Here is a 23,443-nt window from a genome sequence, read left to right on the forward strand (position 1 = left end):
ATTCCTTCTAGAATTTGGGGTTTTATTATGCAGTTACATCAGTTCGAGCGATTTTTGCGGAATGTAATGGAGTAAAAATTGTATCGAGAACTTTTTGACTCGAGCTTCTCGATACATTTTTTCTCGTTTGCAACGAGATAAAATACTCGAAGTGACGAATTTTAAAGATATCGTTCTTCAAATACTCTTTGATGATGATTTTGATGTCCGATGATAACAAAACCCAACGCTCTGACCGAAATAGGATTATGCGAAGCTACTCCTATACGTAGCAATTCCTCTTCAGAAAACGACTGAAACAGTGAAAGTGTCGCCTGTCGTACTACGGCCAATTCGGTTAATAATTGTTGAATGCTTCTTTTGTTAGCTTTCGCTTCATCAACATAATCATTTTCTTCAAATCCGGGTAATTCGGTTGCATCATTTCGGGCAAAACGCAAAGCGCGATAAGCAAATATTCTTTCGGAATCAATCAAATGCTGAATAATGTCTTTGATCGTCCATTTTCCTTCGGCATAACGATAATCAAACTTATCCATCGGAATGTTCTGCACAAATTTTATCAAACGATGCACAGAAATTTCTAGTTCTTCTATTAAAGTATATTCGTTAGACACTTGGTTGACATAGTTGGCAAAATAGCCCTGAAATTCTTCGGGTTTTAGGTCGGTTGGTTTCATTTAATTATTTTGAATTTTAAATTATAAATTTTGAATTGCACATTTAGTCTTAAGCCGAATTCCTGCTAGCATTTGTATTCCCAAATAAGGAACGCATTACTAATTTCTCATAAACGCTTAGCAGCTTTTCATCAACTCTATTGTTTCGTTTCATTTCATTGATTTGTGAGGAAGCATATTGCTGAATTGCTAGTAAAGGCATCACAATTTGCTCTCTGACATCAATGGATGCTTTTCCATCCGGATAATTTTCCATCAGTTCTTTGTGTCTAGCGATTTTAAGTAACAAGCGTTTGGTTTCCAAAAATTCGTCATAAATGATTTGCCAAAAAGCGCCAAACTCTTTATCATCTTTCATATAAGCCGTCAATGGGAAGAAACATTTGGCCAAGGACATCATACTATTTTCCAATAAGGTTCTGAAGAATAAGGAATTGTGATACAGTGCTTCTACCCTTTCCCATTGGTTAGCATCTTCATATTTCTTCAAAGCCGTTCCCACTCCGAAAAATCCAGGAACATTTTGTTTTAATTGGCTCCATGCACTCACAAACGGAATCGCCCGTAAATCGGAGAAGTTGAGTTTTCCATCCGTATTTCTTTTAGAAGGTCGGCTTCCAATATTGATTTTAGAATTAAATTTTAGCGTACTAATGTGTTCCAAATACGGCAAAAACTTAGGATGCGCCTTGAAGTCCAGATACTTTTGATAACTGATACCAGCCAATTCATCGATAATGGCTTTATCGGTTTCCGACAAATTATTTTCTTCTTTGTTAAACACCTGATTCGCGACTCCAGCACTTAAAAGATTCTCTAAATTGTATCGACAAGAATCTAATGTCCCAAAATTAGAACTAATCGTCTGTCCCTGAACCGTAACTTGTATTTCCTGATTTTCTATAGTGGAACCTAAAGAAGCATAAAATTTATGCGTTTTTCCGCCGCCTCGCGCTGGTGGTCCACCTCGACCATCAAAGAAAATTACTTTGATCCCATACTTTCGTGAGATTTCGGTAATAGTTTCTTTGGCTTTGAAAATACTCCAATTGGCCATCAGATAGCCGCCATCTTTAGTTCCATCAGAAAACCCAAGCATCACTGTTTGTTTGTCTTTTCTTTGTCTGATATGATTGCGATAGATTTCATTTTGGTATAATTGCTCCATAATGACATCAGCTTTTTGTAAATCGTCAACCGATTCAAACAACGGCACAATATCTACCGTGGGATTTTCCCAGTTTAACAATCTAAACATCGCAAACGTTTCAATGACATTGAGAGCACTTTCGTTATTACTGATGATGTAACGGTTACACGCTTTTTCTCCGTTTTTGTCTTGGATTTCACGCATCAACTTTATGGTGTCTAATGTAGAGCTTGTCATCTCATTTTCGAAAGTATGTTGCGTCAAATCAAAGTTAAGTTTGGCAATAACGTTCATTTTTTCAACTTCAGAAAAACGGTTAAAATCTTCTGGAAAATCAACCGATTTTTCTTTTTTCATAAAATTTAAAATCTCCTCAAAAACCTGATTGTGAATGCGACTGTTTTGTCGAATATCCAACGACGCAAAGTGAAAGCCAAACTGATTGATTTTCTGTAAAAGCAAATTGACTTCGTCTAAATATAATGAGTTGTGTTTTGTGATAATAAGATGCTTTACAATATTCAATTCGCTTAGTAATTCCTGCAACGTGATAAAAATTTCACCCTGAGAATAGAAAACGGAACGATATAATCTATTTTCCAAATTGAAGATAATAGTATCTACCTCGTTAAAAGTCAGTTTGCGACGCAATGCCCGAATGTCAAAGTAGTAGCATTTGAGAATTGATGTTCGTAATCTGCTAGCAACTTTATTTGTAATTTCGGGAGTTACAAACGGATTTCCATCTCGGTCACCGCCAGGCCAAAAACCTAAATTAACGATGGGATTTTCGATGATGCGACCCTCAAAAATATTTTTCTGCAAATACTGCATCATGTCGCCGATCGTTTTGTAAAATACATTTTCGAGATACCAAACCAAACTCACCGCTTCATCATAAGGAGTTGGCTTTTCTTTTTTAAAGAAGGGTGTTTTTCCCAATTGTGCTAATAACTGCTTGATTTTAAGCAAGTCGTCTACTCGAATCGCTTCGGTCAAATCGGTAATGATTCCCAAAACTGATCCCGGATAAAACTGTGTTGGATGTGCTGTCAATACTGTTCTTACGTTGAAATCTTCAAGAAATGCTATTAATTCGTCATGCTTTTCTTTGGCTTCGGCTTTTTCTTTGATATCACGCAAGGAACCTCTACCTTCAAGATTATTGATAATAGGAAAAGCGGCATCTTCAATCGCATCAAAAAGTACAATTTGTCGTTCCACATACTGAATAAAACGAAACATCAAATCGATTTTCTGCTCTTCGGTGGCATGGTCGAGATACTTCTCAGAAAAGAAATCGACAATCTGTTTTGGTGACCAATTCTTTTTAAATCCGGCATCACAAACTTCCGAGAACAAAGGTAGTAAAACTCCCGTATTATCAATAGCATCAAAGGGTAAGGTAATAAATACGCTATTGTAAATATGGTATTTCGATAAGACATTTTGATTAAAACGCTCAATTTTTGGTAAAGTGTACATGGCTGTATAATTGAGTTTTAAATGTACAAAAAAACCTCAAGTTGGCACTTGAGGTTCTGTATATTTTTTTGAGAAATAACTAGTCCAATTCTTGGAAAATCGTGTGCATCAAACGTTTTTTATCGTTGATACTTTCTTCCAATGAAATCATGGTTTCCGTTCTATATACACCTTCGATGTCATCAATCATAAAAATAACGTCTTTGGCGTGCTTCGTATCTTTGGCACGAATTTTACAGAAAATATTAAACTTTCCAGTAGTAACGTGTGCTACAGTAACATAAGGAATATCGTTTATTCTTTCTAATACAAATTTTGTTTGGGACGTATTGTTCAAAAATACACCCACATAAGCGATAAAAGAATATCCGAGTTTTTCATAATCTAAAGACAAGGAAGAACCCATAATAATGCCCTGATCTTCCATTTTCTTTACTCTGACATGCACTGTTCCTGCAGAAATCAGCAATTTTTTGGCGATATCTGTAAATGGGATTCTGGTGTTGTCAATCAACATGTCTAAGATTTGGTGGTCTACTTCGTCTAATTTAAACTTGCTCATACTATTCGTTTGTTAAATTGCCAATATTTAAAGTTCCTAAAAGAGTGTTTGTCTACTGTATAGTGCCATTTACAATGATGCTATCTCCTAAAGAAAAAGTAGCCTTTGCGTCGATTTCAGGAATATTATTTTTGTCGTCTCGATAAATAGCTTCTTTAGCATCTACTTCAACATGGCCAAAATAATTTTCTAAATCACCAACCTGAGCAATTGCTGCTTCAAAAGTTATTATATCATTCTTTAGAACTTCTTTGAACTGAGCTGCAAAGTTGCTGCTTTTTTCGATACCGTCATAATTTATTTTAACATTTTTATAAACAAAATCATAAAATACGACTTTATTTTGCGGAATTTTCATGTAATCATCAATTTTGTTGTGAACTATATCGTTTTCGTAATAATAACACAATCCTGAAACTAACGCTATAAAAATATATTTTCTGGAGATTTCTCTGTCATAATCGTTTTGAAAATGTCCAGCTTCAAATAAAATGGTGGATACGTTTAAATGCTGAAAGGTGTCTCCGACACAATTCAAATTAAACGAATCGTCAAAACGTCCAACCTGATTGGGAATAAACTGTTGCAAAACGTCATTCATAGCCACAATAACATTCATCGCCTTAATCCGAACCTCATTGATATCTCTGCTTTCATTGTAAGCCGGAGCCAAGAATGAAACTGTTGCCGGATTTCCTGTGGTTCCTGCTCCATACATAGTCCTTTGATCGTGGAGATTATAACAGTAGTGAGGCTTAAAATCTTCAAATGTTTTTCTGAGAATCACACTTTCCGGTTGTGAAAGATTTTGGGCATCTCGGTTCAAATCGATTTCATTGGCGTTTTCTCTGGTATACAAGTACGCTCCATCGGGGTTGAGCATTGGCAAAAGGCAAAAGGTAAACTCGCTGCGTAATTTTTGACCTAAAGCAGAATCCGAATGGGCCAAATTGATAAAATCAAATAGCGCTTTCGTTGTTGTGCTTTCGTTGCCATGCATTTGAGACCACATCAAAATTCTGGTTTTTCCGGTTCCGAATTGAAGGTGATAAATGGGTTTTCCTAGAACCGATTTCCCAACAATTGTGGTAGCATATTGAGCCAACAATGGTTCTATGTGTTCTATGGTAATGTAACGCCCAAAAAGGGAAGCTTCTTTGTAATCCTGATGCAGTTGGTTGTAGTCCATGTATGTTTTGTTAAACTTCGAAACTTCTTTCGGGGATTTTTCCTTTGACTTCTTTAAAATGCGGCAAAATTATTTTCATGTCTTCTTCATAATTTCCAGTCAAATATACCGGATTTCCTGTTCTGACTTCTTTTTTACCATAATCCAAAGCTACGGGAATAATAGGCACTTGAGCTTTTAAAGCTATATAATAAAACCCTGTTCTGAGTTCGGTTACTTTTTTTCGTGTGCCTTCGGGCGATAACGCCAACCTAAAAGTATCACGATTTCTGAAAAGTTCTACAGTGGCATCGACATTATTTTTGCCACCACTTCGGTCTAATGGCGCTCCACCGACACTTCTGAAATAATAACCAAACGGAAAAACGAATAGTTCCTTTTTACCAACAAAATTGATTTTAACATCCCAAATTCCCCTAACAAGCAATCCCATAAAAAAATCTAAATTGGATGTATGTGGAATAACAATTAGGACACATTTCTTGATTTTAGGATCAACCATACCAATTAATTTCCATCCGAGGATTCGAAAGAAGATAAATTTGTAAAGTCGTTGCTTCATGCCGTTTATTTTGCGTAAATTTAGTATTTCTGTCTTACTTTTGAGAAAAATATTTATGTAATGGTGCGAAAACTGTTTAGCTATTTTATTCCGATAAACGTTCACAAGAAAAACTCTGCCGTGAGCCAATCGCTTGAGGTTACTTGGAATAACGGCGAATTGGTTTTGGACAGTAAAAGCACAAACTATTCCTACGGAAGTTTGCAACGCATTCTAAGAAAAGGGCTGAAATATATTGGTTTTGAACGCATACGTAATTTTGAAAACGTCTTGGTTTTGGGTGTTGCCGGCGGCAGTGTGATTAAGACTTTGGTAGACGAAATCAAGTTTAAAGGAAAAATTACCGGCGTTGAAATTGACGAAACCGTCATTGTTTTAGCCAATGAGTACTTCCAACTCAATGCTATTCCGAATCTTGAGATTGTACTTGATGATGCTTTTGAATACGTTTTGAAGACCAAAGCCACGTACGATTTAATCATCATCGATATTTTTGAAGATGCCAAGATGCCCAACTTTTTGTTTCAGGATTTCTTTATTAACCGTATTAATTCATTGTTGAATCTCAATGGCTTTATTTTATTTAATACCATGGTGATTGACAAAAAACAAGAAGAGCGAAATCGGATATACCAATCCAAATTTAATGGTAATTATTCGCTTCGAATGTATCCTAAAGTGGAAACGCACAACGAATTGTTCACGATAAAAAAACTAAGCTAATGGGATTTTTTAGAAAATTATTTATTGGAAAGGTTTCCAAATTAGAAGCTCCAAAAATAAATCCCATCCAGAAAAGGATTTTGAACATCAAATCTATTTGGAACAACGATCATCAGGATGATAACGGCATCGAAAAGATATTTCGCCTTTTTCTATCGATTTCACAGTTACTTTTTCCGGGCATTTACATAAAGACGTTTGCCGGTAAGATCAATATTATTTACAAGGATTTAGCCATGGATATCTACATCTTGTTTAAAGTAGCTTTTCCTTTTTTAATTCTTTATAACCATTGGCAAAATCTTCTCGTATTGATTTATATTCTGGTGTATCTTTTGATGGAAACAGTGCTTTACATTCCGACCTTGATTTTTGCTTCCGATTTATTTTCTCGTCCTCGCTCCTACAAACGATCGATGTTGTTGTTGTTTTTCAATTATGTTGAAATTCTTATAGCGTTTGGCGTTTTGTACACTTTGGGAGAAAATATGAACAAGCCTTTTGAACATTGGTTTGACTCGATATATTTCAGTGTCGTGAGTTCGAATTCGATTGGTTTTGGCGATTATTATCCGGTAACGACCTTTGGTAAAGTATTAGTAGCCATTCAAGCGATGTTTTTCTTGTCGTTTGTGGTTTTGTTTCTGAATTTCTTTACCACAAAAGTAAAAAGCAAAGGTTACTTTGAGAACGAAGAATAAATTATTCTAAAAGCAATTTTCTCGCTTGTTCCAAATCTTCCGGAGTGTCAATTCCGATGCTGCCTTGGTTGGTTTCTACCATTCGGATTCTTTTGCCAAATTCTAAATAGCGAAGTTGTTCCAATTTTTCGGAAGCTTCAAGTGATTGCATCGGCAAACGATAAAAATCTAATAAGGCTTGTTTGCGGAACGCATAAATTCCGATGTGCTTCATATAACGAACTCCAGCATGTTCATCACGCGGATACGGAATCACCGAACGCGAGAAGTACAAGGCGAATCCATTTTGATCGGTAACCACTTTGACGTTATTCGGATTTTCAACTTCCGTTTTATCTTTTATTTCAAACATCAGCGAAGCTAAATCTATTTTATGGTCAAAATCATTTCTGAAAATATCTAGGACTTTTGCCAAAGGTTCTTTATTGATAAAAGGCTCATCGCCTTGAACATTCACCACAATATCTACTTCCAGATGTTCCACTGCTTCTGCTATTCGGTCACTGCCACTTTCGTGTTCCTTGATACTCATAATGGCTTTACCGCCGTTATTGATGATTTCGTCGTAAATCAAAATAGAATCCGTAACCACAAAAACATCGTCAAATAAGTTAGTGTTTTGGGCTGCTTCATAGGTGCGTTGTATCACGGTTTTGCCTCCCAAATCCTGCATTAGTTTGGCAGGAAAGCGTGTGGAGGCATAACGGGCAGGAATTACGGCGATAATTTTCATAGTGATCTTCTGAGTTTCTGTGGCTAAGTTACTGAGATGGCTAAAATAAAACTACATTTTTATAAAAAAAACCCCGTTTTTGAAAACGAGGTTTATAGTATTGATGGTGATGAATCGCTATTCCAAAGCTTTAATCAACTCTCCTTTTTTATTGGCATCGGATAGTTTTTGCAACGCAGGTGGCATAGTGAGATTGTTCTTCGGATTTTCGCAGTAAGCCAATAACATCTTGATTGTGCTCACCATAACAACGGCATCGTTTTTTGATTTTTCTACGTTTTCTAAGCAAAATTTAGTCATGCCAGCCATGTAATAACCCAATAAATCTTCGTTGCCTTTCACTACTTTTTCCGAAACCGTGATGTCAAATATAAAGGTGAAATCGGGTGTTGCTTCCATCCATTTGGATATAAACTGCACCGATTTTAGTCGCTTTACATCATCCTTATTATAAGGATTTGTTAGAAGATAATCAGCCGCATGTAATGCATATTTATTGGCTTCACGACACTCTTCATCCGTTTTTAAACTGATAGTATCATAATTGACTTGTGAAAATGCTGTAACTGATGTTAAAACGAAAAGTAGCAAGAGACTTTTTTTCATAATTATAAGGTTTTATAGTTTTGATAGGACAAGTTACAAATTAAATCTAAAGTTCGTCAAAACTCTCATTTTTGAAGCCTATCAGATACAATTTATCTTTGGCACGTGTGACCGCGGTGTACAGCCAACGAATATAATCTAAATCGACACCATTGGGCAAATAAGGTTGCTCAATAAAAACCGTATTCCATTGCCCGCCTTGCGATTTATGACAAGTAATAGCATACGAAAACTTCACCTGAAGTGCATTGAAATATTCGTTGTTTTTGACTTTGAGAAACTTTCGGTATTGTGCTTCGCCTTCGTAATCTTTTAGTACTTCCTGATACAAATGATTGCTTTCTTCGTAAGTCAATGACGGAGATTCACTTGTAATCGTATTGAGTAAAAGCATGGTTTCAAAAGGCTTTTGATCGGGATAATCGACCATTCTGATTTTAACTTTGGCAAATTTGAAATCGTACAATTCCTTAAAACCAAAGATTTCCATCACTTCAACGATATCGCCATTGGCAATAAATCCAGCTTCATCGGTTTCTTTTAACCAAAAATAATTGTTTTTGACCACCATCAGATAATCGCCCACCGACAAGTCGCTTTCTTTATCTAAAATCTTAGTCCGAATTTGTTGATTGTATTGATTCGCTCTTTTATTGGAACGCACAATAAAGCAAGTGTCTTCGATACTGTAATTGTTGTAAGCCGATTGAATTGCGTCCTGAATATCAAAACCATCGGTTAACCGAACAATATCACTATACCCTTTTAGACTAAATTTAAAATCATCCAAAAAAGAGCTTTTCATAAGTTCCCGCAACTCGGTTGCATTGTACAAAATCCCTGAATATTCTTCCTGTCGCATGACTTCATCCAGTTCAATAGAAAAAACTTCTTTATTGTAGTTCAAGGCAAGTTTTTCGGTATCTAAAGCCGGACTCACATCCAACTGCACAGGCGGTAATTGCGCTGTATCGCCTAAGAGAATCATTTTACAATTTTTGCCACTGTACACAAACGAAATCAAATCGTCGAGCAACGAACCGTTTTCATACAACTTAGCTTCGGTGTTAACATCTGAAATCATGGAAGATTCATCTACAATAAAAACAGTATTGGTGTGTTTGTTCTCCTTCATCGTAAACGAAACGCCACCTGCTTTTCCTTTTTTGGGATAATATATCTTTTTGTGAATGGTAAAGGCCGCTTTATTAGAATAATTGGCAATGACTTTGGCCGCTCTCCCTGTTGGTGCTAACAATACATACTTTTTATTGACGGCGCCGAGATTGTTAACAATAGTAGATATTACGGTTGTTTTTCCGGTTCCGGCATAGCCTTTCAGTACAAATATTTCTTCAGCATTTGTGTTGGTCAGAAAATCGGCAATTTTTTGAAAAAAAATATCCTGCTTTACAGTGGGTTGAAACGGAAACTGCTTTCTTAAAACGCTGTAAAATTGGCTGGAAGTCATGTTTAGATGGTACTTAAAATTGATTTCAAATATAGTGGTTCAGATTCTATTTATAGTACATTTTTGGTATATTATATTGTAGATACTGAAACAAGTTCAGCATAAATTTGTAAGTTTGTCGTCCGCTGTAAATCATTGCAATTATGTGGCAGAACTCAAGTGTTATCGATAAAATGTATAAAAAACTGGCCATTCAGGTTTCGCTGAACGGTTTGTCATTTGCTACATTCGACACCTTGATGAACAAGCCTTTAGTGTTGCAGAAAATTGATTTAGGCAAAGTAAATGTTACGACGAAAATTGAGGATTTGTTTGCAGCCGCTTTTCAAAATCATCCGGAATTGAAAGCCAGCTATGACGAAGTAACCATCATTCATAGCAACAATCTTTCGACTTTTGTGCCTACGCCACTCTTTGACGAAGAATACTTGGGAAGTTATCTGCAATTTAATACCAAAGTTTTTGAAACTGATTTTTTTGCCTTTGACGAATTAGCGAATTACGAAATGAACAATGTGTACATTCCGTATGTGCATATGAACAACTATTTCATTGATCAGTTTGGTACTTTTGATTACAAACACGCTAACACTATATTGGTAAACAAGCTGTTGGATTTGTCTAAAAACAATGAAGAACGAAAGATGTTTGTCCATGTAAGCAATACTCATTTTGAAATTGTAGTGATTCAAAACCAAAAACTACAGCTTTACAATACGTTTGAATACCAAACGCCTGAAGATTTTATCTACTATATTTTGTTTACCGCAGAACAATTATTTCTGAATCCGGAAAGCTTCAAATTAGAGCTTTTGGGCAAGATTACTGAAGGTGATGCGCTCTATGAAATGGCCTACAAATACGTTCGTAACACGCAATTTTTTGATGCAAGCTTTATGTTTGGCGCCTTGACCGAAGCTGAAAAGCGAGAACATTTTATTTTATTACAATCATGAGAATCATCTCGGGCCAATACAAAGGCCGCCGAATAGCACCACCCAAAAACCTTCCTGTGCGTCCTACAACCGACATGAGTAAGGAAGCAGTTTTTAACGTACTGAACAATCATTTTAATTTTCCGGAACTGAAAGTTTTAGAGCTTTTTGCCGGAACCGGAAGCATCAGCTATGAATTTGCGTCTCGTGGTTCGGCTCCTATTTTGTGCATTGATGGCGACATGGGTTGTGTGAATTTTATCAAGAAAACCGCAAAAGAATTTGAATTTGACATCACGGCTATCAAAAGCGATGTGTTTACATTTCTGGGGAAACATTCGGGTAACTACGATATCATTTTTGCCGATCCTCCCTATGGAATGGCTCAAAAAGAGTTCGAAAAAATCATCGAGCTTATCTTTGAAAAAGAATTGTTAGACGAAGAAGGAATGCTCGTTGTTGAGCACTCCAAATACACCAAGCTTGAAACCATGCCCAATTATTCGTTCCAAAAAAACTACGGCGGTTCGGTGTTTAGTTTTTTTGAGTTTGAATCAGACAAAGAAGAAGAATAGTTAATTAATTCTACCCGAGTTTTCGTCGATACTTCTTTCCTTAAATTCCGATTTCTTAATCTTTCCGAAAGAATATTTTACGGATAACGAAATCACACTGGAATCGGTGTAATAGATTCCTCTTGCCGCAACATTATTAATCGTAAAGTCGGCTCTGTAATTCATCATTCGGAAAATATCGCTCCAGCTTAACGCACAATCCAAGACTTTGAAAAACTTTTTGGTAACAGCGGCATCAAAAGTTATCAAGCCACTTCTTTCAAAAATCCCTAACTTTTGCTTGGTATAGCCCCAACAAGTAAGTGACACTTCAATTTCTTTGGGTAAACTAAAAAGATGATTGGTGTACATATAAACAGACGGTTTTGTTTCCATTGTTAGTGCTGCACTGTCCTCAATTTTAGTATAGCCAAAATTCACAACATTGGTTGTCGACCAAAATTTATACTTGAAAGGAAGGATAAATTCTAAGGCAATTCCGGATTCTCGTTCAAAATTAGTGGTCATAAAAGTCAACACCTCTTGCGACTCACTATAACTGGCTCCATAATAAACCGGATTTTTTGTCTTGAAAAAGGTCAGTCGCACCGTTTTGTCATCATGGGCATAATCCAAAGAAATTTCATCTGTGATGGTTGGATTCAGATTAATATTATTCGCCCAAACAAAATAAGGATTGATGTAAGCCGAAACCTGACTCGTGGATGAAAAATTGGGTCGGACAATACTTTTAGCATAATTCATACTTATGGTATTGGTGCTATCTATCGTCATTCCGACTTGCGCTTTTGGAAATAAGTTAATGTAATTTTTATCAATAGTCAAAGTACTTTCTGACGCATACTTCCCTCTAACGATTGTATTTTCTGATCGTAATCCAACCATGAAATTAAACTTTTTGAAACTTCCGCTTAGCTGTGAATAAGCAGCGATGTTTTTTTCTTTATAGTCATAATCCGATTTAGTAGTGCTGACCGGATTTATATTTTCAATAGTAAAATGCGTATCCGCATCGGCAGCCAAATACAAGGCTCCGAGTTCTAAGTTCATTTCATTTTTAAACTTTTTCTCCAAATCGGTTCTGCCTGAAAATACAGCGACCTGAAACTTTTGATCGCGTAGTTGGGATAATTCAGCACCCGTATCATTATAATCATTAAAAATCACACTTGCCATTTGTTGATTAAAATTAGAATACTGAAACCCTGAAAATAGGTTAGCATCCAAGCTTGTAATTTTATGGTTGTAGTTCAAAAACCCATTGGTGAAATTTCGATACTCATCATTTCTATTCAATGTGTTAATGTAATTTATAGTGCTCTGTTCCTGGTTGAAGGTATTGGTAGTAATGTCGAAAATATCATCTTGCGATTTTCGGCTGCAATTCAAAGTCAGATAATCGTCTTCATTGATTTTGTAGAAAAGCCCGCCACCATATAAAAACTGAGGTCTTTTGGTAACAGCCGTCACTAAATAATTGGAGCGAATATCATAATCGGGCAACGTCAAATCATTGCCATTGCTTTCCCAAACCGTAATGTTATTGTAGTTAAAGTTAGATTTGAACTCCAGTTTTCCGGTTTTGAAACTGGCGTTGATTCCGGCATAATTATTAAAATACCTCTTGAAAGATGCATTTTCTGAAAGTACGACTTTATAGCCTTCCTTTTTACTGAACTTTCGAGTTATTAGAATGACTACTCTTCCGTTTGCTTCGTATTTTGAAGACGGATTATTAATGATTTCAATGGTTTTTATATCTTCTACAGCCAACGCATTGAACTCGTTCATATCAACACTTTGATTGTCGATATACAATAGCGGTGTGCCTTTGCCAATGACTGAAATACCATCTTTTTCGGGTGTTATTTGTATTTTAGGAAGCTTAGCTAATAAATCGAGCGTACTGGGTGCAGTATTGAAAACAGAATTCGCAACATCCACCTTAATGTTTCCGTTTTTATAGGTAAACGTTTTGGTTTCTTTTTCTATCACAACTTCTTTTAGTTCTTCAGGTTTTTCCTTTTCTTTTTCCTTTTCTTTTTCTTTTTCTTGGGATAAGGTTACTTGACTAACCAATAGAATCGCTATTAAAGCCATTTTGTAAAGTTTCATGGAGTATAATTTTCCACAAAAATGTTTCTAATATTTAGTTGCGAAAGTTAATTGAAGGTTAATGCGCGGTTAAAGGTTTATTTTAGCTATAATTCTGTTACTTTTGAAAAATCAATGTAAACGATGAAACAAAAAATAAATCTACTTATCGGGTTTTCTATACTTGCGTTAGTCGTGCTCTGCGCGATTCAGGTCTATTTGGTTAAAACCACCTTCGATTATAAAGTAGCGCAGTTTCACACCGAAGTTAAGAATAAAATTGGTACCATCACCAACAGTTACACCGAACTAGATTCGAGTATCTTCTTCAAAAAAGAGCTGCTTTACAAAAGTATCGCGGAGAAATTCATTACCAACAAGAATTACCGAAATCAGGTCAAAAAAGATTTATTGGACAACGAATACCGTACAGTTTTAACCAATCGATTACGACTAAAACTTAGAGAAGAATTCAAAGACCATGAAGTGGACTTTGCCGTTGTAGTCAATAAGTTTATTGTATACGACAACACTTCAAAAAGCGATACCCTTTTTGCTGAAAAACCATCTATTCACAATTTAGTTTATGGGAATCTAGCCTCACTGGATGGTGCTTTTTTAGTCCGAAATTATGTGGGAACCTCCAGCGGACTTGACCATGGAAATTATAAATTACTGACGGAAGATTGTTTGTATGTTTCAGTAAAAAACTGGGAGCAAATTATCTTAGGGAGAATGACGGTGATTTTGATACTATCATTACTTTCTATGTTGGTTTTGGTAACACTTTTCGTAATCGCCATCAAAGCTCTAATCCAACAAAAAAAGGTAAGCGATGTCAAAACCGATTTTATCAATAACATTACTCACGAGTTAAAAACGCCCTTGACTACTTTAAGTGTTACTTCTAAAATGTTGGCACGTGATGAAATAAAAGAAAACGAACCTGTATTCAATGAGCTATTGGATACGCTGAACCGTCAAAATATTCGTTTGCAACATATCGTTGACCAAGTACTCAACAATGCTATAGGTTTTGAAGAAATTGCTTTGCGCAAAGAAAAAATTAAAGCGAATTCCCTTTTGAAAACCATCATTTCTGATTTTAATCTGGCGTATCCTAACGTCAACATCCAACAGGTATTTCAAACTATTGATACTTCGATTTCTTTGGATAAATTTCATTTAACAACTGCTATCAATAATGTTCTGGAAAATGCGGTTAAATATGGCTGTCAAAATATCAGGCTAATTACGGCTTTAGAAAACAACCAATTTCATATTAGTATTGAAGATGACGGAATTGGGATTGCCAAAACCAAACAGCCCTTGCTTTTTGAAAAATTTTATCGCGTAGAACAAGGAAATATCCACAACACCAAAGGTCTAGGACTCGGACTGTATTATGTGGACCAAATCATAAAAGCACACCAAGGCTCCATAAAAGTCGTTAGCGAATTGGGAAAAGGTAGTGCATTTACCATCAGTTTACCCTCAGTTTAATCGCCATGAAAAGAATACTTTTAGCCGAAGATGATATTGATTTTGCTAACGTACTAAAACATTATCTGGAAATCCATGCTTTTGAAGTGCATTGGGCCAAAGATGGTGAAGAAGCCTGGCAGTTATTCCAAAACCAAGATTTTGATTTTTGCATTTTTGATGTGATGATGCCCAAGCTAGACGGATTTACATTGGCCGACAAATGTATCAACCACAATCCCGAAGTCCCGTTTTTGTTCCTTACAGCGCGAAATCAGAGTGAAGACAAGATAAAAGGACTAAAACTGGGTGCAGACGATTACATCATAAAACCTTTTGAAGCCGATGAACTGGTTTTGAGGATTAACAACATTATCAAGAGAACTTCCAAAAGCAACATCACCGCAGCTAATGCTAACGAAATTCTGATTGGTAATTATCTTTTTCACACCTATCGCTTGGAATTAAAGTTGGGCCATAAAGTACAGCAACTCACCGAAAGGGAAGCCGCATTGATAACCTTTCTGTTCCACAATAAAAATCAATTACTAAAGCGCGACCAAATACTTCAAGCTGTTTGGAAGAATGACGATTATTTTTCGGGCCGAAGCATGGATGTTTTCATCAGTAGACTACGGAAATATTTCGCTGATGATGCTTCTATTTCAATAGAAAGCGTTCGGAATATTGGACTCGAGTTTAAACTAAAGCAACATTCTTAGTAGTTAGTATTCAACCAACATCATCAACGAAACATCAAAAAAACGATCTAGTTTTTAACCAATTTTTGAGTATAGACAATATTATTTTGATGATCCGAAATGGTCATCAAATATAAGCCACTTGCTACTTCAGGAAAAGATATGTTATTAAAACTTCCTTCCATTTTTTGGTTACGGATAATAGCATTTCCTAATAAATCGTATACATTTAAACTGTAGGTTCCCTGCAAATCATTACTGAAATTGATATTGAAATCCGTTGAAAAAGGATTGGGTGCAATAGTAAATTTGTTTGCCGTCTGATTGAAATCGGAATCCAAATTAGAGTTGTTTTTAATACCAAAATAAATCTCGCCATTATCACCAGTAGAAGCAAAAGCAATTTCCTTATAAGGATTTGCAATAGCCCATGTGTAAAAAACACTATCGCCTTCTACTGTTTTAATTCGAACCACATTGGGGTACGTTCCAAACGAAGTTATCAAAGTTCCGTAGCTATCATAAGTAATTGTAGTACTAATAAGTGACTCTCCCAATATTTGATAAGTATCTGAAAATGAATTGGTGTAATTAAAAGGGAAAACATAAACGGTACGCGGATTGGTATAAATCTCAGAAGTACCAATATCTGTCGTTGAACCCAAGATATCCAGTTTAGCCGAATTAATAGTGAAGATGTCATAAATGTCCTCAAATCCAACATAAGTATTTTTTACAAAAAAATTGGCATTCGCAAATTCATTTGAATAAGGTGCCGTAGCAACCGAAACTCCGGAATAATTCCCATCATTCGTTAAAACTAAACTTGAAAAATCCCATGTTTGATTAGCACCAGCTGAACCGAAGCCAATTGAACTAGAAGTAGCAAAATATAATGCTCCAACGTCAGAATACGAATTGAAACTAGTTGAAGTAATTGATGGCTGCGCGATAACACTGCAACTAATGAAAGCAAAAGCTAAGAGTAATAATTTTTTCATAATTGAACCTTTATAATATTTATTTAAACTGTAATCTAATTTCTAATAAAAAAAGCAGACCTGTAAGCCGGATTCTGTATTCGCCGAAGCGAACCCTTATCATTTATCTAGCCTCGTTGTTACCACCGAGATCAAGCTTCCTACCCTTCGGCAACGGACGAGTAATCCTTAGATGCCGATATACTTGGAATTTCACCGCATAGAGTTTACCTGGTTTCACTACAGCCTTACCTGTACATACTTTCTGTTGCACTTGTCCTTCTCGTCCCAAAAGACGAGAGACGGGCGTTACCCGCTATGCTACTCTTTGGTGTCCGGACTTTCCTCTCTCGTTTTTTAAGACGAGAACGATAAGGCGGTCTGCGGTGCAAACTTACAACAAAATAGCGGTTTGCTATAATTTTACAACAATCAGATGGAATGCTGTAACCCAAAACAGTAGTTAAAACGTAGTTTTATGGTTAACAAAAAACAAAAAATCAACTATATCATGGATCCACATATGTACCACTACGCCACCGTTTCAGTCGCACTAGAAGAGTTAAAAGAAAAAGGTTTTACCGTCGACTTTAACAATCAGGAAGGACGAATCATTAACAGTCCGGACGACTTTACGATTCAACATATTTATCGCTACGAAGGCGAAAGCGATCCTGGCGATGAAGCCATGGTATTCGGCATCGAATCAAGTACGGGTGAAAAAGGTGTCTTTGTCGCCGGTGCTTCGGCTTTTACCGAAAAAAGTGCCGCGATGGTATTAAACGAGTTAAGCATCCGAAACAAAAAAGATCCCGAAGAACATCCCGAAATGAATCCGGAACCCAGCGCAGAAGCTACACCAGCATCAGAAAATGAATCTCAAAAAGACATCAAACTGATTGATCATTTGTAATTGATTGCTTAAAACTCATTCACTTGAACAAGACGAAAGCTGTTCTAACCTATTTTTTAATCAAGGAGCAGCACTACTTCTGTTTTCGGGAACACTGCTCCCGCTGTCCGCGCTACACGGTAGCCTGCTCTCATCGGGGCTAAGGATGGCGTTTGCAATCTTATGTCTTTGATCTAAAATCTTAAATACATTTGCTTCTCGTTTTATTAACCATTCTCTTTATAATTGTTAGTAAAAAAACGCCAAATAACCGAATTGCCAAATAACCCAATCAACTATTATTCTATATTTGTAATCCAATAAAAATCTATGGAACAATTTGTCGTATCAGCCCGTAAGTATCGTCCGCAAACGTTTAAAGACGTTGTGGGGCAACAGGCTATTACCAATACGTTACTCAACGCCATAGAAAGCAATCACCTGGCTTCTGCCCTATTATTCACGGGTCCAAGAGGTGTTGGAAAAACAACATGTGCTCGAATTTTAGCCCGTAAAATCAATCAACCTGGTTATGACGATCCTTTTGAAGATTTTGCGTTCAATGTATTTGAATTGGATGCCGCTTCGAACAATTCAGTAGATGATATCCGGAACTTAATTGACCAAGTTCGGATTCCGCCACAAACCGGTCAGTATAAAGTGTATATCATTGACGAGGTGCACATGTTGTCTTCGGCCGCTTTCAATGCTTTTTTGAAAACATTGGAAGAACCGCCAAAACACGCCATATTTATTTTGGCTACGACCGAAAAACACAAAATCATTCCGACTATTTTGTCGCGTTGTCAAATATTCGACTTCAAACGTATTACCGTTAAAGATGCTAAAGAGCATTTGGCCGAAGTAGCTAAAAGTCAGGGCGTGGTATTTGAAGATGATGCTTTGCACATTATTGCCCAAAAAGCAGACGGAGCAATGCGTGATGCGTTATCTATATTTGACCGAGTAGTTTCGTATTGCGGGAATAACTTAACGCGTCAGGCCGTAACCGAGAACTTAAACGTGTTGGATTATGAGACATACATCCATGTAACCGAATTGATTTTGGAAAACAAGATTCCAGAATTGTTATTAGCCTACAACGATATTTTATCGAAAGGTTTTGACGGACATCATTTTATTGCCGGATTAGCATCGCACTTCAGAGATTTATTGGTTGCTAAAAACCCAGCTACATTACCTTTATTAGAAATGGGTGAAGCCGCGCAACACTTATACGGACAACAATCGCAAAAAGCAGCGCAAGACTTTTTATTAAAAGGAATTGACCTTGCCAACGACTGCGATTTGAAATATAAGGTTTCCCAAAACCAACGTCTTTTGGTAGAACTTACCTTAATGCAGCTTGCCTCTATCACTTTTGATGGAGAAAAAAAAAAGCTGACTTCATAATTCCACCTACATATTACCGTAGAAATGACTTTTCAATTACTGAAGTCAAGCAGCCACAAACAATTGATCAAGAGGCAAAAGTCATTAGCCAAAAGCCATTAGCAGAAGAAATTCAGAAAACGGAAAACACAACCGACAACCGACAACCAACAACCGACAACCGACAACCGACAATCGACAACCAACTACCGGCAACCAACAACCAACAACCGGCAACCGACAACCGACAACCGACAACCAACAACCAACAACCAAAGGTCTCCGCTTTATCACTTGCCAGTATTAGAGCCAAGAAGGAAATGGCTGAAAACATTAAGTCGACGGTAAAAGAAGTAGTGCATTTGCCGAGTGAATCTTTCACGGAAACCGAAATGCTGGAACAGTGGCTTAAGTATGCGCAGCGAATGGAAGACAAAGGCTACCGCATCATTGCATCGCTTTTGACCATCAACGACCCGACGCTTGACGGCACAACAATCATCCACGAATTACCGAATGAAAGTTCGAAAATTGATTTTGAAAAAGAACGTCCCGAGCTTTTGGGATATCTCCGTGGGAAATTGCACAACCATGACATTCAGATTATAGTGAAAGTGAATGAAACATTAGTAGTTAAAAAAGCCTACACCAATCAGGATAAATATAACCGCTTGGTTGAACTGAATCCGAATTTGGAGCTGATGCGTTCTCTTTTTGGATTGGATGTGAATGAGTAATTACTCTTTATTCTTGCGATCTTTATTGATTCCTAATAAGAAGGTCATCGCAATCAATGACATCGCAACAATTTGCATATAATGGAATTTGTTCGTTTTGAAACGCAAATCCTGATAGTCTAAGCTGAAAATATGATATCCCAATAGTAAGATACAAGCAATAAGGCCAACGATTTTAAATGTTTTCATAATTATAATTTTCCCTGATACATAGCTTTGACGATACCGTCTGCCAAACCAATTTTTGGCACAAATAATTGACGCGCTCCACTCCATTTCATAGCGTTTAGATACACTTTTGTGGCCGGAATAATTACGTCGGCACGGTCGGTGTTCAGTGCTAATTCGGCGATACGTTGTTCGTATGTCAGTGAGCTTAAATATTGATATTGTGAATTTAAATACAAGTAAGACAACGGCTTGTCTTGCAACTTGCCGGAAAGTTTGAACAGCTTATTAATATTTCCACCGGAACCGATAAGTATAACTTCGTCAAATGCTTCGGTGTGGGTTTTAATCCATTTCTCAATTTCTTCCCAAACGATATCGCTAACCATATTATTCAGCATGCGAACCGTTCCTATTTTGAACGATTTGGATGTTATCATTTTACCATCGGTAAACAACGAAAACTCGGTACTTCCACCACCAACGTCCACATAAAGATAGGTTTTATCGGTTTTAAGAAAATCATGCAAATCAGAAGAAGCAATAATGGTGGCTTCAATTTTACCGTCAATGATATCAATATCGATATCGCATTTTTCTCTGATGATATTGGTTACTTCTTTTCCGTTATAAGCTTCCCGCATAGCAGATGTGGCGCAGGCTTTGTATCGCTCTACTTTATAAACCTTCATTAATAATTTGAAGGCTTTCATAGCATCTACCATTCTGTCAATATTCTCCTCAGAGATTTCTCCCACTGTGAACGCATCCTGACCCAAACGAATGGGCACCCTAATTAAGGCACTTTTATTGAATTGGGTTTCTTTATCTTGTTGTTCTACAATATTGGTAATGAGCAATCGCATGGCATTGGAACCAATATCGATAGCAGCATATTTTTTAATTGAAATCATTTCTTGAGGCAATAGTAATTAGGCATTAGCCATTAGTTGATGTTTTGTCCCTTTTCCAATCGATCGCGATAGTAATTATACGTTTCATGTTGGGCACGGAAAATAGCTTCATCAGATTCACGAACACGATAGTTATTTTCGAATTTTTCGGAATGATACCTTGCTTTTACATTTCCTTTCCAACCTACCTCAAAAGTATCAATGATTTGTTTTTTGATGTCTTCATCATAAATCGGACAAGTAACTTCTACTCTTCCGTCAAGATTTCGCGTCATAAAATCGGCTGAAGAAATGTAAACTTCGGGTTCTTCATTATTGCAAAAGATATAAGAACGAGTGTGTTCTAAAAAGTAATCAACGATGCTTACAGCTTCGATATTTTCACTCATTCCTTTTACGCCGGGAATTAGTGAACAAATTCCTCTTACCTGCAATTTTATTTTAACACCGGCATTGCTTGCTTCATACAATTTATCGATAATAGGATAATCTGAAAGACTGTTCATTTTCAGATTGATGTAAGCAGGACGACCCATAATGGCATTGTTAATTTCTCGGTCAATGAGTTTATAAAACTTGGAACGTGTATAGTGTGGCGATACAATCAAATGTTTGTAGCGATGAATTCTGTAATTGACATCAAAGAAATCAAAGATTTTAGAGACATCTTTCAATATCTGTTGATGGCTTGTAAAAAGAGTTAAATCGGTATAAATTTTGGCCGTGGTTTCGTTGAAATTTCCCGTAGAAATAAAGCCATAGCGCTTTAATTTGTCATTTTCCATTCGGTCTATCACACATATTTTGCTGTGTACTTTCAAACCTTTTATCCCAAAAATAAGTTCGATTCCTTCCTGTTGCATTTGTTCGGCATAGGAAATATTACTAGCTTCATCAAAGCGTGCTTGTAGCTCAATTTGCACCGTTACTTTTTTACCATTTTTAGCAGCATTGATAAGAGAACTCACGATTTGGGAATTTTTCGCAAGTCGGTATAAGGTTATTTTTATGGTCGTAACTTTAGGGTCAAGAGCCGCTTCTCTTAGAAATTTTATCAAATATGAAAAAGACTGAAATGGTGCGTTTATTAAATAATCTTTTTTTGCAATTTTATTTAAAAGACTACCATCGAGCGACAATCCTTCGACCGGAAGAGGCACTCTTGGTGGATATAACAAATCGTGTCTTCCTAGATTTGGGAAACTCATATAATCGCGTCTGTTGTGATATCTTCCTCCCGGAATGATACTATCTGAAGCGTCAATCCCCATTTTAGAGAGGAAAAATTTGAGGGTATCTTTCTCGATGTTTTTGTCAAAAACAAAACGTACGGGTTCACCTATTCGTCTTTCTTTTACAGATGTGGCTATTTTTTCGAGCATACTTTTACTCATATCACTATCGATGTCGAGTTGGGCATCACGTGTAATTTTGATCATGTGTGCCGAGATACTTTGATAGTCAAAAATATTGAAGATACTACTTAAATTATAGCGAATAATGTCATCCAAAAGTATCAAGTATTGCTTACCGTCTTTTTCCGGGAGTTCAACGATTCGATTCGTGTTTTTCGGAATTTCAATTACAGCGTAACGGACCTCAGGTTTTGTTTTCTTTACCAATCCCAATAAGCTAGATTTTGGTTCTGATTTCATAACTAATTTGATAGCTAAATAACCAGAAGTGTCTTTAAGTAAAGGAAATTCGGCCAAATCATTTAAAATGATTGTAACCAATTCAGGACTTATTTTTTGGATAAAAAAATCTTTGACAAAATTTTCATGTTCACCAGTAACTTCATTTTCATTGATGATGATGATGTTTTTCTTGACCAGCTCTTTTTCGATATTATGTAGTACTTTTAGACTTTCGGACTGTTGTTTGATCACTATTTCTGTGATGTCTTTCACAAGTTGTTGCGCCGAAATTCCGCCTAATATCTTTTCTCCTGTTGCGCCAGACAAGCTTAGACGTCTAATCGCCGCGAATCTAACTCGGAAAAATTCATCTAAATTATTAGAAAAAATTCCGATGAAACGCAATCGTTCCAATAATGGGACTGATTCATCTGCAGCTTCTTGCAATACTCTTGCATTAAATGCTAACCAACTTTTTTCTCTATCTATATAACGAAAAGTATTCTCTGTGCTCATATTAATTTAAATCTCTGGGGAAAACAACCTTTTTCGTGACACCATTTTGAATTAACTTCCAACTGTGTTGGTCAAATATAATATTTACAAATCCAGCAGTAGCTACATTGTCGACAAAAATATTACCAAAACTATTGACAAAATTAGTAATCGCCTCATTATGACCGAAAACGATTAAATGATCAAATTCATCGGGACACGATTTTATTATTTGCTCGAGTTGTTGTTCATCAAAAGTATAAAGTTCCTGTTTAAAAATGATACTGTCAAGTGGGAATCCAATATTTTGGGCAAAAATCATAGCGGTTTCAGAGGCACGTTTGGCGGCACTAGACCAAAGCAGATATGATTTTGGAATTTGATTGATGATATTAGATGAAACCAAATGAGCATCTTGTATTCCTCTGCTAGTCAAAGGCCTATCAAAATCACGCAATGGCGCTTCCCAGCTTGATTTGGCATGCCTGATTAATAGTAACTGTTTCATAAATGGACTCTCTTTAAAATTGTCTGCATAAAATTAAGCTATTAATGTGTATTATGAAACTGTAATTATGA

General features: G+C 36.4%; 23 protein-coding genes and 1 other RNA gene. 9 read left to right on the forward strand and 15 right to left on the reverse strand.

The window, feature by feature from the left end; genetic code table 11:
- Window positions 1–161: 161 nt before the first annotated feature.
- From ACULEU_RS09560 to ACULEU_RS09580, 5 genes are all read right to left on the reverse strand, one after another.
- Complete coding sequence (locus ACULEU_RS09560; RefSeq protein WP_445452365.1) at window positions 162–680, reverse strand: DinB family protein; 519 nt, start codon at window positions 678–680, stop codon at window positions 162–164.
- A 49-nt stretch (window positions 681–729) separates the two neighbouring features.
- Window positions 730–3,315 (reverse strand): phosphoenolpyruvate carboxylase, encoded by a 2,586-nt coding sequence (locus ACULEU_RS09565; protein ID WP_445452366.1) that lies wholly within the window; start codon window positions 3,313–3,315, stop codon window positions 730–732.
- Between the two features lie 79 nt (window positions 3,316–3,394).
- Window positions 3,395–3,877 carry an Lrp/AsnC family transcriptional regulator gene (locus tag ACULEU_RS09570; protein ID WP_236465510.1) on the reverse strand — a complete coding sequence of 161 codons (483 nt, stop codon included), beginning with the start codon at window positions 3,875–3,877 and terminating at the stop codon, window positions 3,395–3,397.
- A gap of 52 nt (window positions 3,878–3,929) precedes the next feature.
- A complete protein-coding gene (locus ACULEU_RS09575; RefSeq protein ID WP_445452367.1) occupies window positions 3,930–5,066 on the reverse strand; it encodes a M14 family metallopeptidase in 1,137 nt (378 codons plus the stop codon).
- Between the two features lie 10 nt (window positions 5,067–5,076).
- The gene (locus tag ACULEU_RS09580) at window positions 5,077–5,628 is read right to left on the reverse strand and encodes a 1-acyl-sn-glycerol-3-phosphate acyltransferase (RefSeq protein WP_445452368.1); all 552 of its coding nucleotides are present in this window, start codon (window positions 5,626–5,628) and stop codon (window positions 5,077–5,079) included.
- Between the two features lie 60 nt (window positions 5,629–5,688).
- Here ACULEU_RS09580 and ACULEU_RS09585 point away from each other — a divergent pair, with 60 nt between their 5' ends.
- Both ACULEU_RS09585 and ACULEU_RS09590 read left to right on the forward strand, forming a co-directional pair.
- Window positions 5,689–6,351 (forward strand): spermidine synthase, encoded by a 663-nt coding sequence (locus ACULEU_RS09585; protein ID WP_445452369.1) that lies wholly within the window; start codon window positions 5,689–5,691, stop codon window positions 6,349–6,351.
- Window positions 6,351–7,052 (forward strand): potassium channel family protein, encoded by a 702-nt coding sequence (locus ACULEU_RS09590; RefSeq protein WP_445452370.1) that lies wholly within the window; start codon window positions 6,351–6,353, stop codon window positions 7,050–7,052. Before ACULEU_RS09585 ends, ACULEU_RS09590 begins: the two co-directional genes overlap by 1 nt.
- A 1-nt stretch (window position 7,053) precedes the next feature.
- Here the strand turns inward: ACULEU_RS09590 and kdsB are convergent, their stop codons facing one another.
- From kdsB to ACULEU_RS09605, 3 genes are all read right to left on the reverse strand, one after another.
- The gene (gene kdsB / locus ACULEU_RS09595) at window positions 7,054–7,785 is read right to left on the reverse strand and encodes a 3-deoxy-manno-octulosonate cytidylyltransferase (protein WP_445452371.1); all 732 of its coding nucleotides are present in this window, start codon (window positions 7,783–7,785) and stop codon (window positions 7,054–7,056) included.
- 117 nt (window positions 7,786–7,902) lie between these two features.
- A complete protein-coding gene (locus ACULEU_RS09600) occupies window positions 7,903–8,391 on the reverse strand; it encodes a hypothetical protein (protein WP_445452372.1) in 489 nt (162 codons plus the stop codon).
- A 46-nt stretch (window positions 8,392–8,437) separates the two neighbouring features.
- Window positions 8,438–9,862, reverse strand: a complete 1,425-nt coding sequence (locus ACULEU_RS09605; RefSeq protein ID WP_445452373.1) for an ATP-dependent DNA helicase — start codon at window positions 9,860–9,862, stop codon at window positions 8,438–8,440.
- 143 nt (window positions 9,863–10,005) lie between these two features.
- Here ACULEU_RS09605 and ACULEU_RS09610 point away from each other — a divergent pair, with 143 nt between their 5' ends.
- Both ACULEU_RS09610 and ACULEU_RS09615 read left to right on the forward strand, forming a co-directional pair.
- Entirely contained in the window at window positions 10,006–10,818 is an 813-nt protein-coding gene (locus tag ACULEU_RS09610) for a DUF3822 family protein (RefSeq protein WP_445452374.1), read from the forward strand.
- Window positions 10,815–11,372: an RsmD family RNA methyltransferase gene (locus ACULEU_RS09615; protein ID WP_445452375.1), complete on the forward strand. Its 558-nt coding sequence runs from the start codon at window positions 10,815–10,817 to the stop codon at window positions 11,370–11,372. The genes ACULEU_RS09610 and ACULEU_RS09615 overlap by 4 nt, the downstream gene beginning before the upstream one ends.
- Here ACULEU_RS09615 and ACULEU_RS09620 read toward each other — a convergent pair whose 3' ends face one another.
- Complete coding sequence (locus ACULEU_RS09620; protein ID WP_445452376.1) at window positions 11,373–13,487, reverse strand: outer membrane beta-barrel protein; 2,115 nt, start codon at window positions 13,485–13,487, stop codon at window positions 11,373–11,375. It lies immediately after the preceding gene.
- Between the two features lie 123 nt (window positions 13,488–13,610).
- On the opposite strand from ACULEU_RS09620, the gene ACULEU_RS09625 reads away from it, so the two are divergent.
- Entirely contained in the window at window positions 13,611–14,969 is a 1,359-nt protein-coding gene (locus ACULEU_RS09625; RefSeq protein WP_445452377.1) for a sensor histidine kinase, read from the forward strand.
- A gap of 5 nt (window positions 14,970–14,974) precedes the next feature.
- Entirely contained in the window at window positions 14,975–15,670 is a 696-nt protein-coding gene (locus tag ACULEU_RS09630) for a response regulator transcription factor (protein WP_445452378.1), read from the forward strand.
- A 47-nt stretch (window positions 15,671–15,717) separates the two neighbouring features.
- Here the strand turns inward: ACULEU_RS09630 and ACULEU_RS09635 are convergent, their stop codons facing one another.
- Both ACULEU_RS09635 and rnpB read right to left on the reverse strand, forming a co-directional pair.
- Window positions 15,718–16,650, reverse strand: a complete 933-nt coding sequence (locus ACULEU_RS09635) for a T9SS type A sorting domain-containing protein (RefSeq protein ID WP_445452379.1) — start codon at window positions 16,648–16,650, stop codon at window positions 15,718–15,720.
- Window positions 16,651–16,697: 47 nt separating this feature from the next.
- An RNA gene (rnpB, locus tag ACULEU_RS09640) (RNase P RNA component class A) lies at window positions 16,698–17,017 on the reverse strand.
- A gap of 90 nt (window positions 17,018–17,107) precedes the next feature.
- On the opposite strand from rnpB, the gene ACULEU_RS09645 reads away from it, so the two are divergent.
- From ACULEU_RS09645 to ACULEU_RS09655, 3 genes are all read left to right on the forward strand, one after another.
- Window positions 17,108–17,542, forward strand: a complete 435-nt coding sequence (locus tag ACULEU_RS09645; RefSeq protein ID WP_445452380.1) for a hypothetical protein — start codon at window positions 17,108–17,110, stop codon at window positions 17,540–17,542.
- A 309-nt stretch (window positions 17,543–17,851) separates the two neighbouring features.
- Window positions 17,852–18,934 (forward strand): DNA polymerase III subunit gamma/tau, encoded by a 1,083-nt coding sequence (dnaX, locus tag ACULEU_RS09650; RefSeq protein ID WP_445452381.1) that lies wholly within the window; start codon window positions 17,852–17,854, stop codon window positions 18,932–18,934.
- Window positions 18,935–19,233: 299 nt separating this feature from the next.
- The gene (locus tag ACULEU_RS09655; RefSeq protein WP_445452382.1) at window positions 19,234–19,650 is read left to right on the forward strand and encodes a DNA polymerase III subunit gamma/tau; all 417 of its coding nucleotides are present in this window, start codon (window positions 19,234–19,236) and stop codon (window positions 19,648–19,650) included.
- Here ACULEU_RS09655 and ACULEU_RS09660 read toward each other — a convergent pair whose 3' ends face one another.
- From ACULEU_RS09660 to ACULEU_RS09675, 4 genes are read right to left on the reverse strand one after another with little or no spacing between them, the layout of a single operon-like run.
- A complete protein-coding gene (locus ACULEU_RS09660; protein ID WP_445452383.1) occupies window positions 19,651–19,839 on the reverse strand; it encodes a hypothetical protein in 189 nt (62 codons plus the stop codon).
- 2 nt (window positions 19,840–19,841) lie between these two features.
- A complete protein-coding gene (locus tag ACULEU_RS09665) occupies window positions 19,842–20,732 on the reverse strand; it encodes a Ppx/GppA phosphatase family protein (RefSeq protein WP_445452384.1) in 891 nt (296 codons plus the stop codon).
- Between the two features lie 32 nt (window positions 20,733–20,764).
- Window positions 20,765–22,885 (reverse strand): polyphosphate kinase 1, encoded by a 2,121-nt coding sequence (ppk1, locus tag ACULEU_RS09670; RefSeq protein WP_445452385.1) that lies wholly within the window; start codon window positions 22,883–22,885, stop codon window positions 20,765–20,767.
- Between the two features lies 1 nt (window position 22,886).
- Window positions 22,887–23,372 (reverse strand): SixA phosphatase family protein, encoded by a 486-nt coding sequence (locus ACULEU_RS09675; RefSeq protein WP_445452386.1) that lies wholly within the window; start codon window positions 23,370–23,372, stop codon window positions 22,887–22,889.
- Window positions 23,373–23,443 lie beyond the last annotated feature (71 nt).

The organism is Flavobacterium sp. 25HG05S-40 (assembly GCF_052654735.1).

Excerpts from the sequence above, each read along its gene's own strand:
- ACULEU_RS09560 (WP_445452365.1), bottom strand. The coding sequence starts at position 680 with ATGAAACCAACCGACCTAAAACCCGAAGAATTTCAGGGCTATTTTGCC.
- ACULEU_RS09565 (WP_445452366.1), bottom strand. The coding sequence starts at position 3,315 with ATGTACACTTTACCAAAAATTGAGCGTTTTAATCAAAATGTCTTATCG.
- ACULEU_RS09570 (WP_236465510.1), bottom strand. The coding sequence starts at position 3,877 with ATGAGCAAGTTTAAATTAGACGAAGTAGACCACCAAATCTTAGACATG.
- ACULEU_RS09575 (WP_445452367.1), bottom strand. The coding sequence starts at position 5,066 with ATGGACTACAACCAACTGCATCAGGATTACAAAGAAGCTTCCCTTTTT.
- ACULEU_RS09580 (WP_445452368.1), bottom strand. The coding sequence starts at position 5,628 with ATGAAGCAACGACTTTACAAATTTATCTTCTTTCGAATCCTCGGATGG.
- ACULEU_RS09585 (WP_445452369.1), top strand. The coding sequence starts at position 5,689 with ATGGTGCGAAAACTGTTTAGCTATTTTATTCCGATAAACGTTCACAAG.
- ACULEU_RS09590 (WP_445452370.1), top strand. The coding sequence starts at position 6,351 with ATGGGATTTTTTAGAAAATTATTTATTGGAAAGGTTTCCAAATTAGAA.
- kdsB (WP_445452371.1), bottom strand. The coding sequence starts at position 7,785 with ATGAAAATTATCGCCGTAATTCCTGCCCGTTATGCCTCCACACGCTTT.
- ACULEU_RS09600 (WP_445452372.1), bottom strand. The coding sequence starts at position 8,391 with ATGAAAAAAAGTCTCTTGCTACTTTTCGTTTTAACATCAGTTACAGCA.
- ACULEU_RS09605 (WP_445452373.1), bottom strand. The coding sequence starts at position 9,862 with ATGACTTCCAGCCAATTTTACAGCGTTTTAAGAAAGCAGTTTCCGTTT.
- ACULEU_RS09610 (WP_445452374.1), top strand. The coding sequence starts at position 10,006 with ATGTGGCAGAACTCAAGTGTTATCGATAAAATGTATAAAAAACTGGCC.
- ACULEU_RS09615 (WP_445452375.1), top strand. The coding sequence starts at position 10,815 with ATGAGAATCATCTCGGGCCAATACAAAGGCCGCCGAATAGCACCACCC.
- ACULEU_RS09620 (WP_445452376.1), bottom strand. The coding sequence starts at position 13,487 with ATGAAACTTTACAAAATGGCTTTAATAGCGATTCTATTGGTTAGTCAA.
- ACULEU_RS09625 (WP_445452377.1), top strand. The coding sequence starts at position 13,611 with ATGAAACAAAAAATAAATCTACTTATCGGGTTTTCTATACTTGCGTTA.
- ACULEU_RS09630 (WP_445452378.1), top strand. The coding sequence starts at position 14,975 with ATGAAAAGAATACTTTTAGCCGAAGATGATATTGATTTTGCTAACGTA.
- ACULEU_RS09635 (WP_445452379.1), bottom strand. The coding sequence starts at position 16,650 with ATGAAAAAATTATTACTCTTAGCTTTTGCTTTCATTAGTTGCAGTGTT.
- ACULEU_RS09645 (WP_445452380.1), top strand. The coding sequence starts at position 17,108 with ATGGTTAACAAAAAACAAAAAATCAACTATATCATGGATCCACATATG.
- dnaX (WP_445452381.1), top strand. The coding sequence starts at position 17,852 with ATGGAACAATTTGTCGTATCAGCCCGTAAGTATCGTCCGCAAACGTTT.
- ACULEU_RS09655 (WP_445452382.1), top strand. The coding sequence starts at position 19,234 with ATGGCTGAAAACATTAAGTCGACGGTAAAAGAAGTAGTGCATTTGCCG.
- ACULEU_RS09660 (WP_445452383.1), bottom strand. The coding sequence starts at position 19,839 with ATGAAAACATTTAAAATCGTTGGCCTTATTGCTTGTATCTTACTATTG.
- ACULEU_RS09665 (WP_445452384.1), bottom strand. The coding sequence starts at position 20,732 with ATGATTTCAATTAAAAAATATGCTGCTATCGATATTGGTTCCAATGCC.
- ppk1 (WP_445452385.1), bottom strand. The coding sequence starts at position 22,885 with ATGAGCACAGAGAATACTTTTCGTTATATAGATAGAGAAAAAAGTTGG.
- ACULEU_RS09675 (WP_445452386.1), bottom strand. The coding sequence starts at position 23,372 with ATGAAACAGTTACTATTAATCAGGCATGCCAAATCAAGCTGGGAAGCG.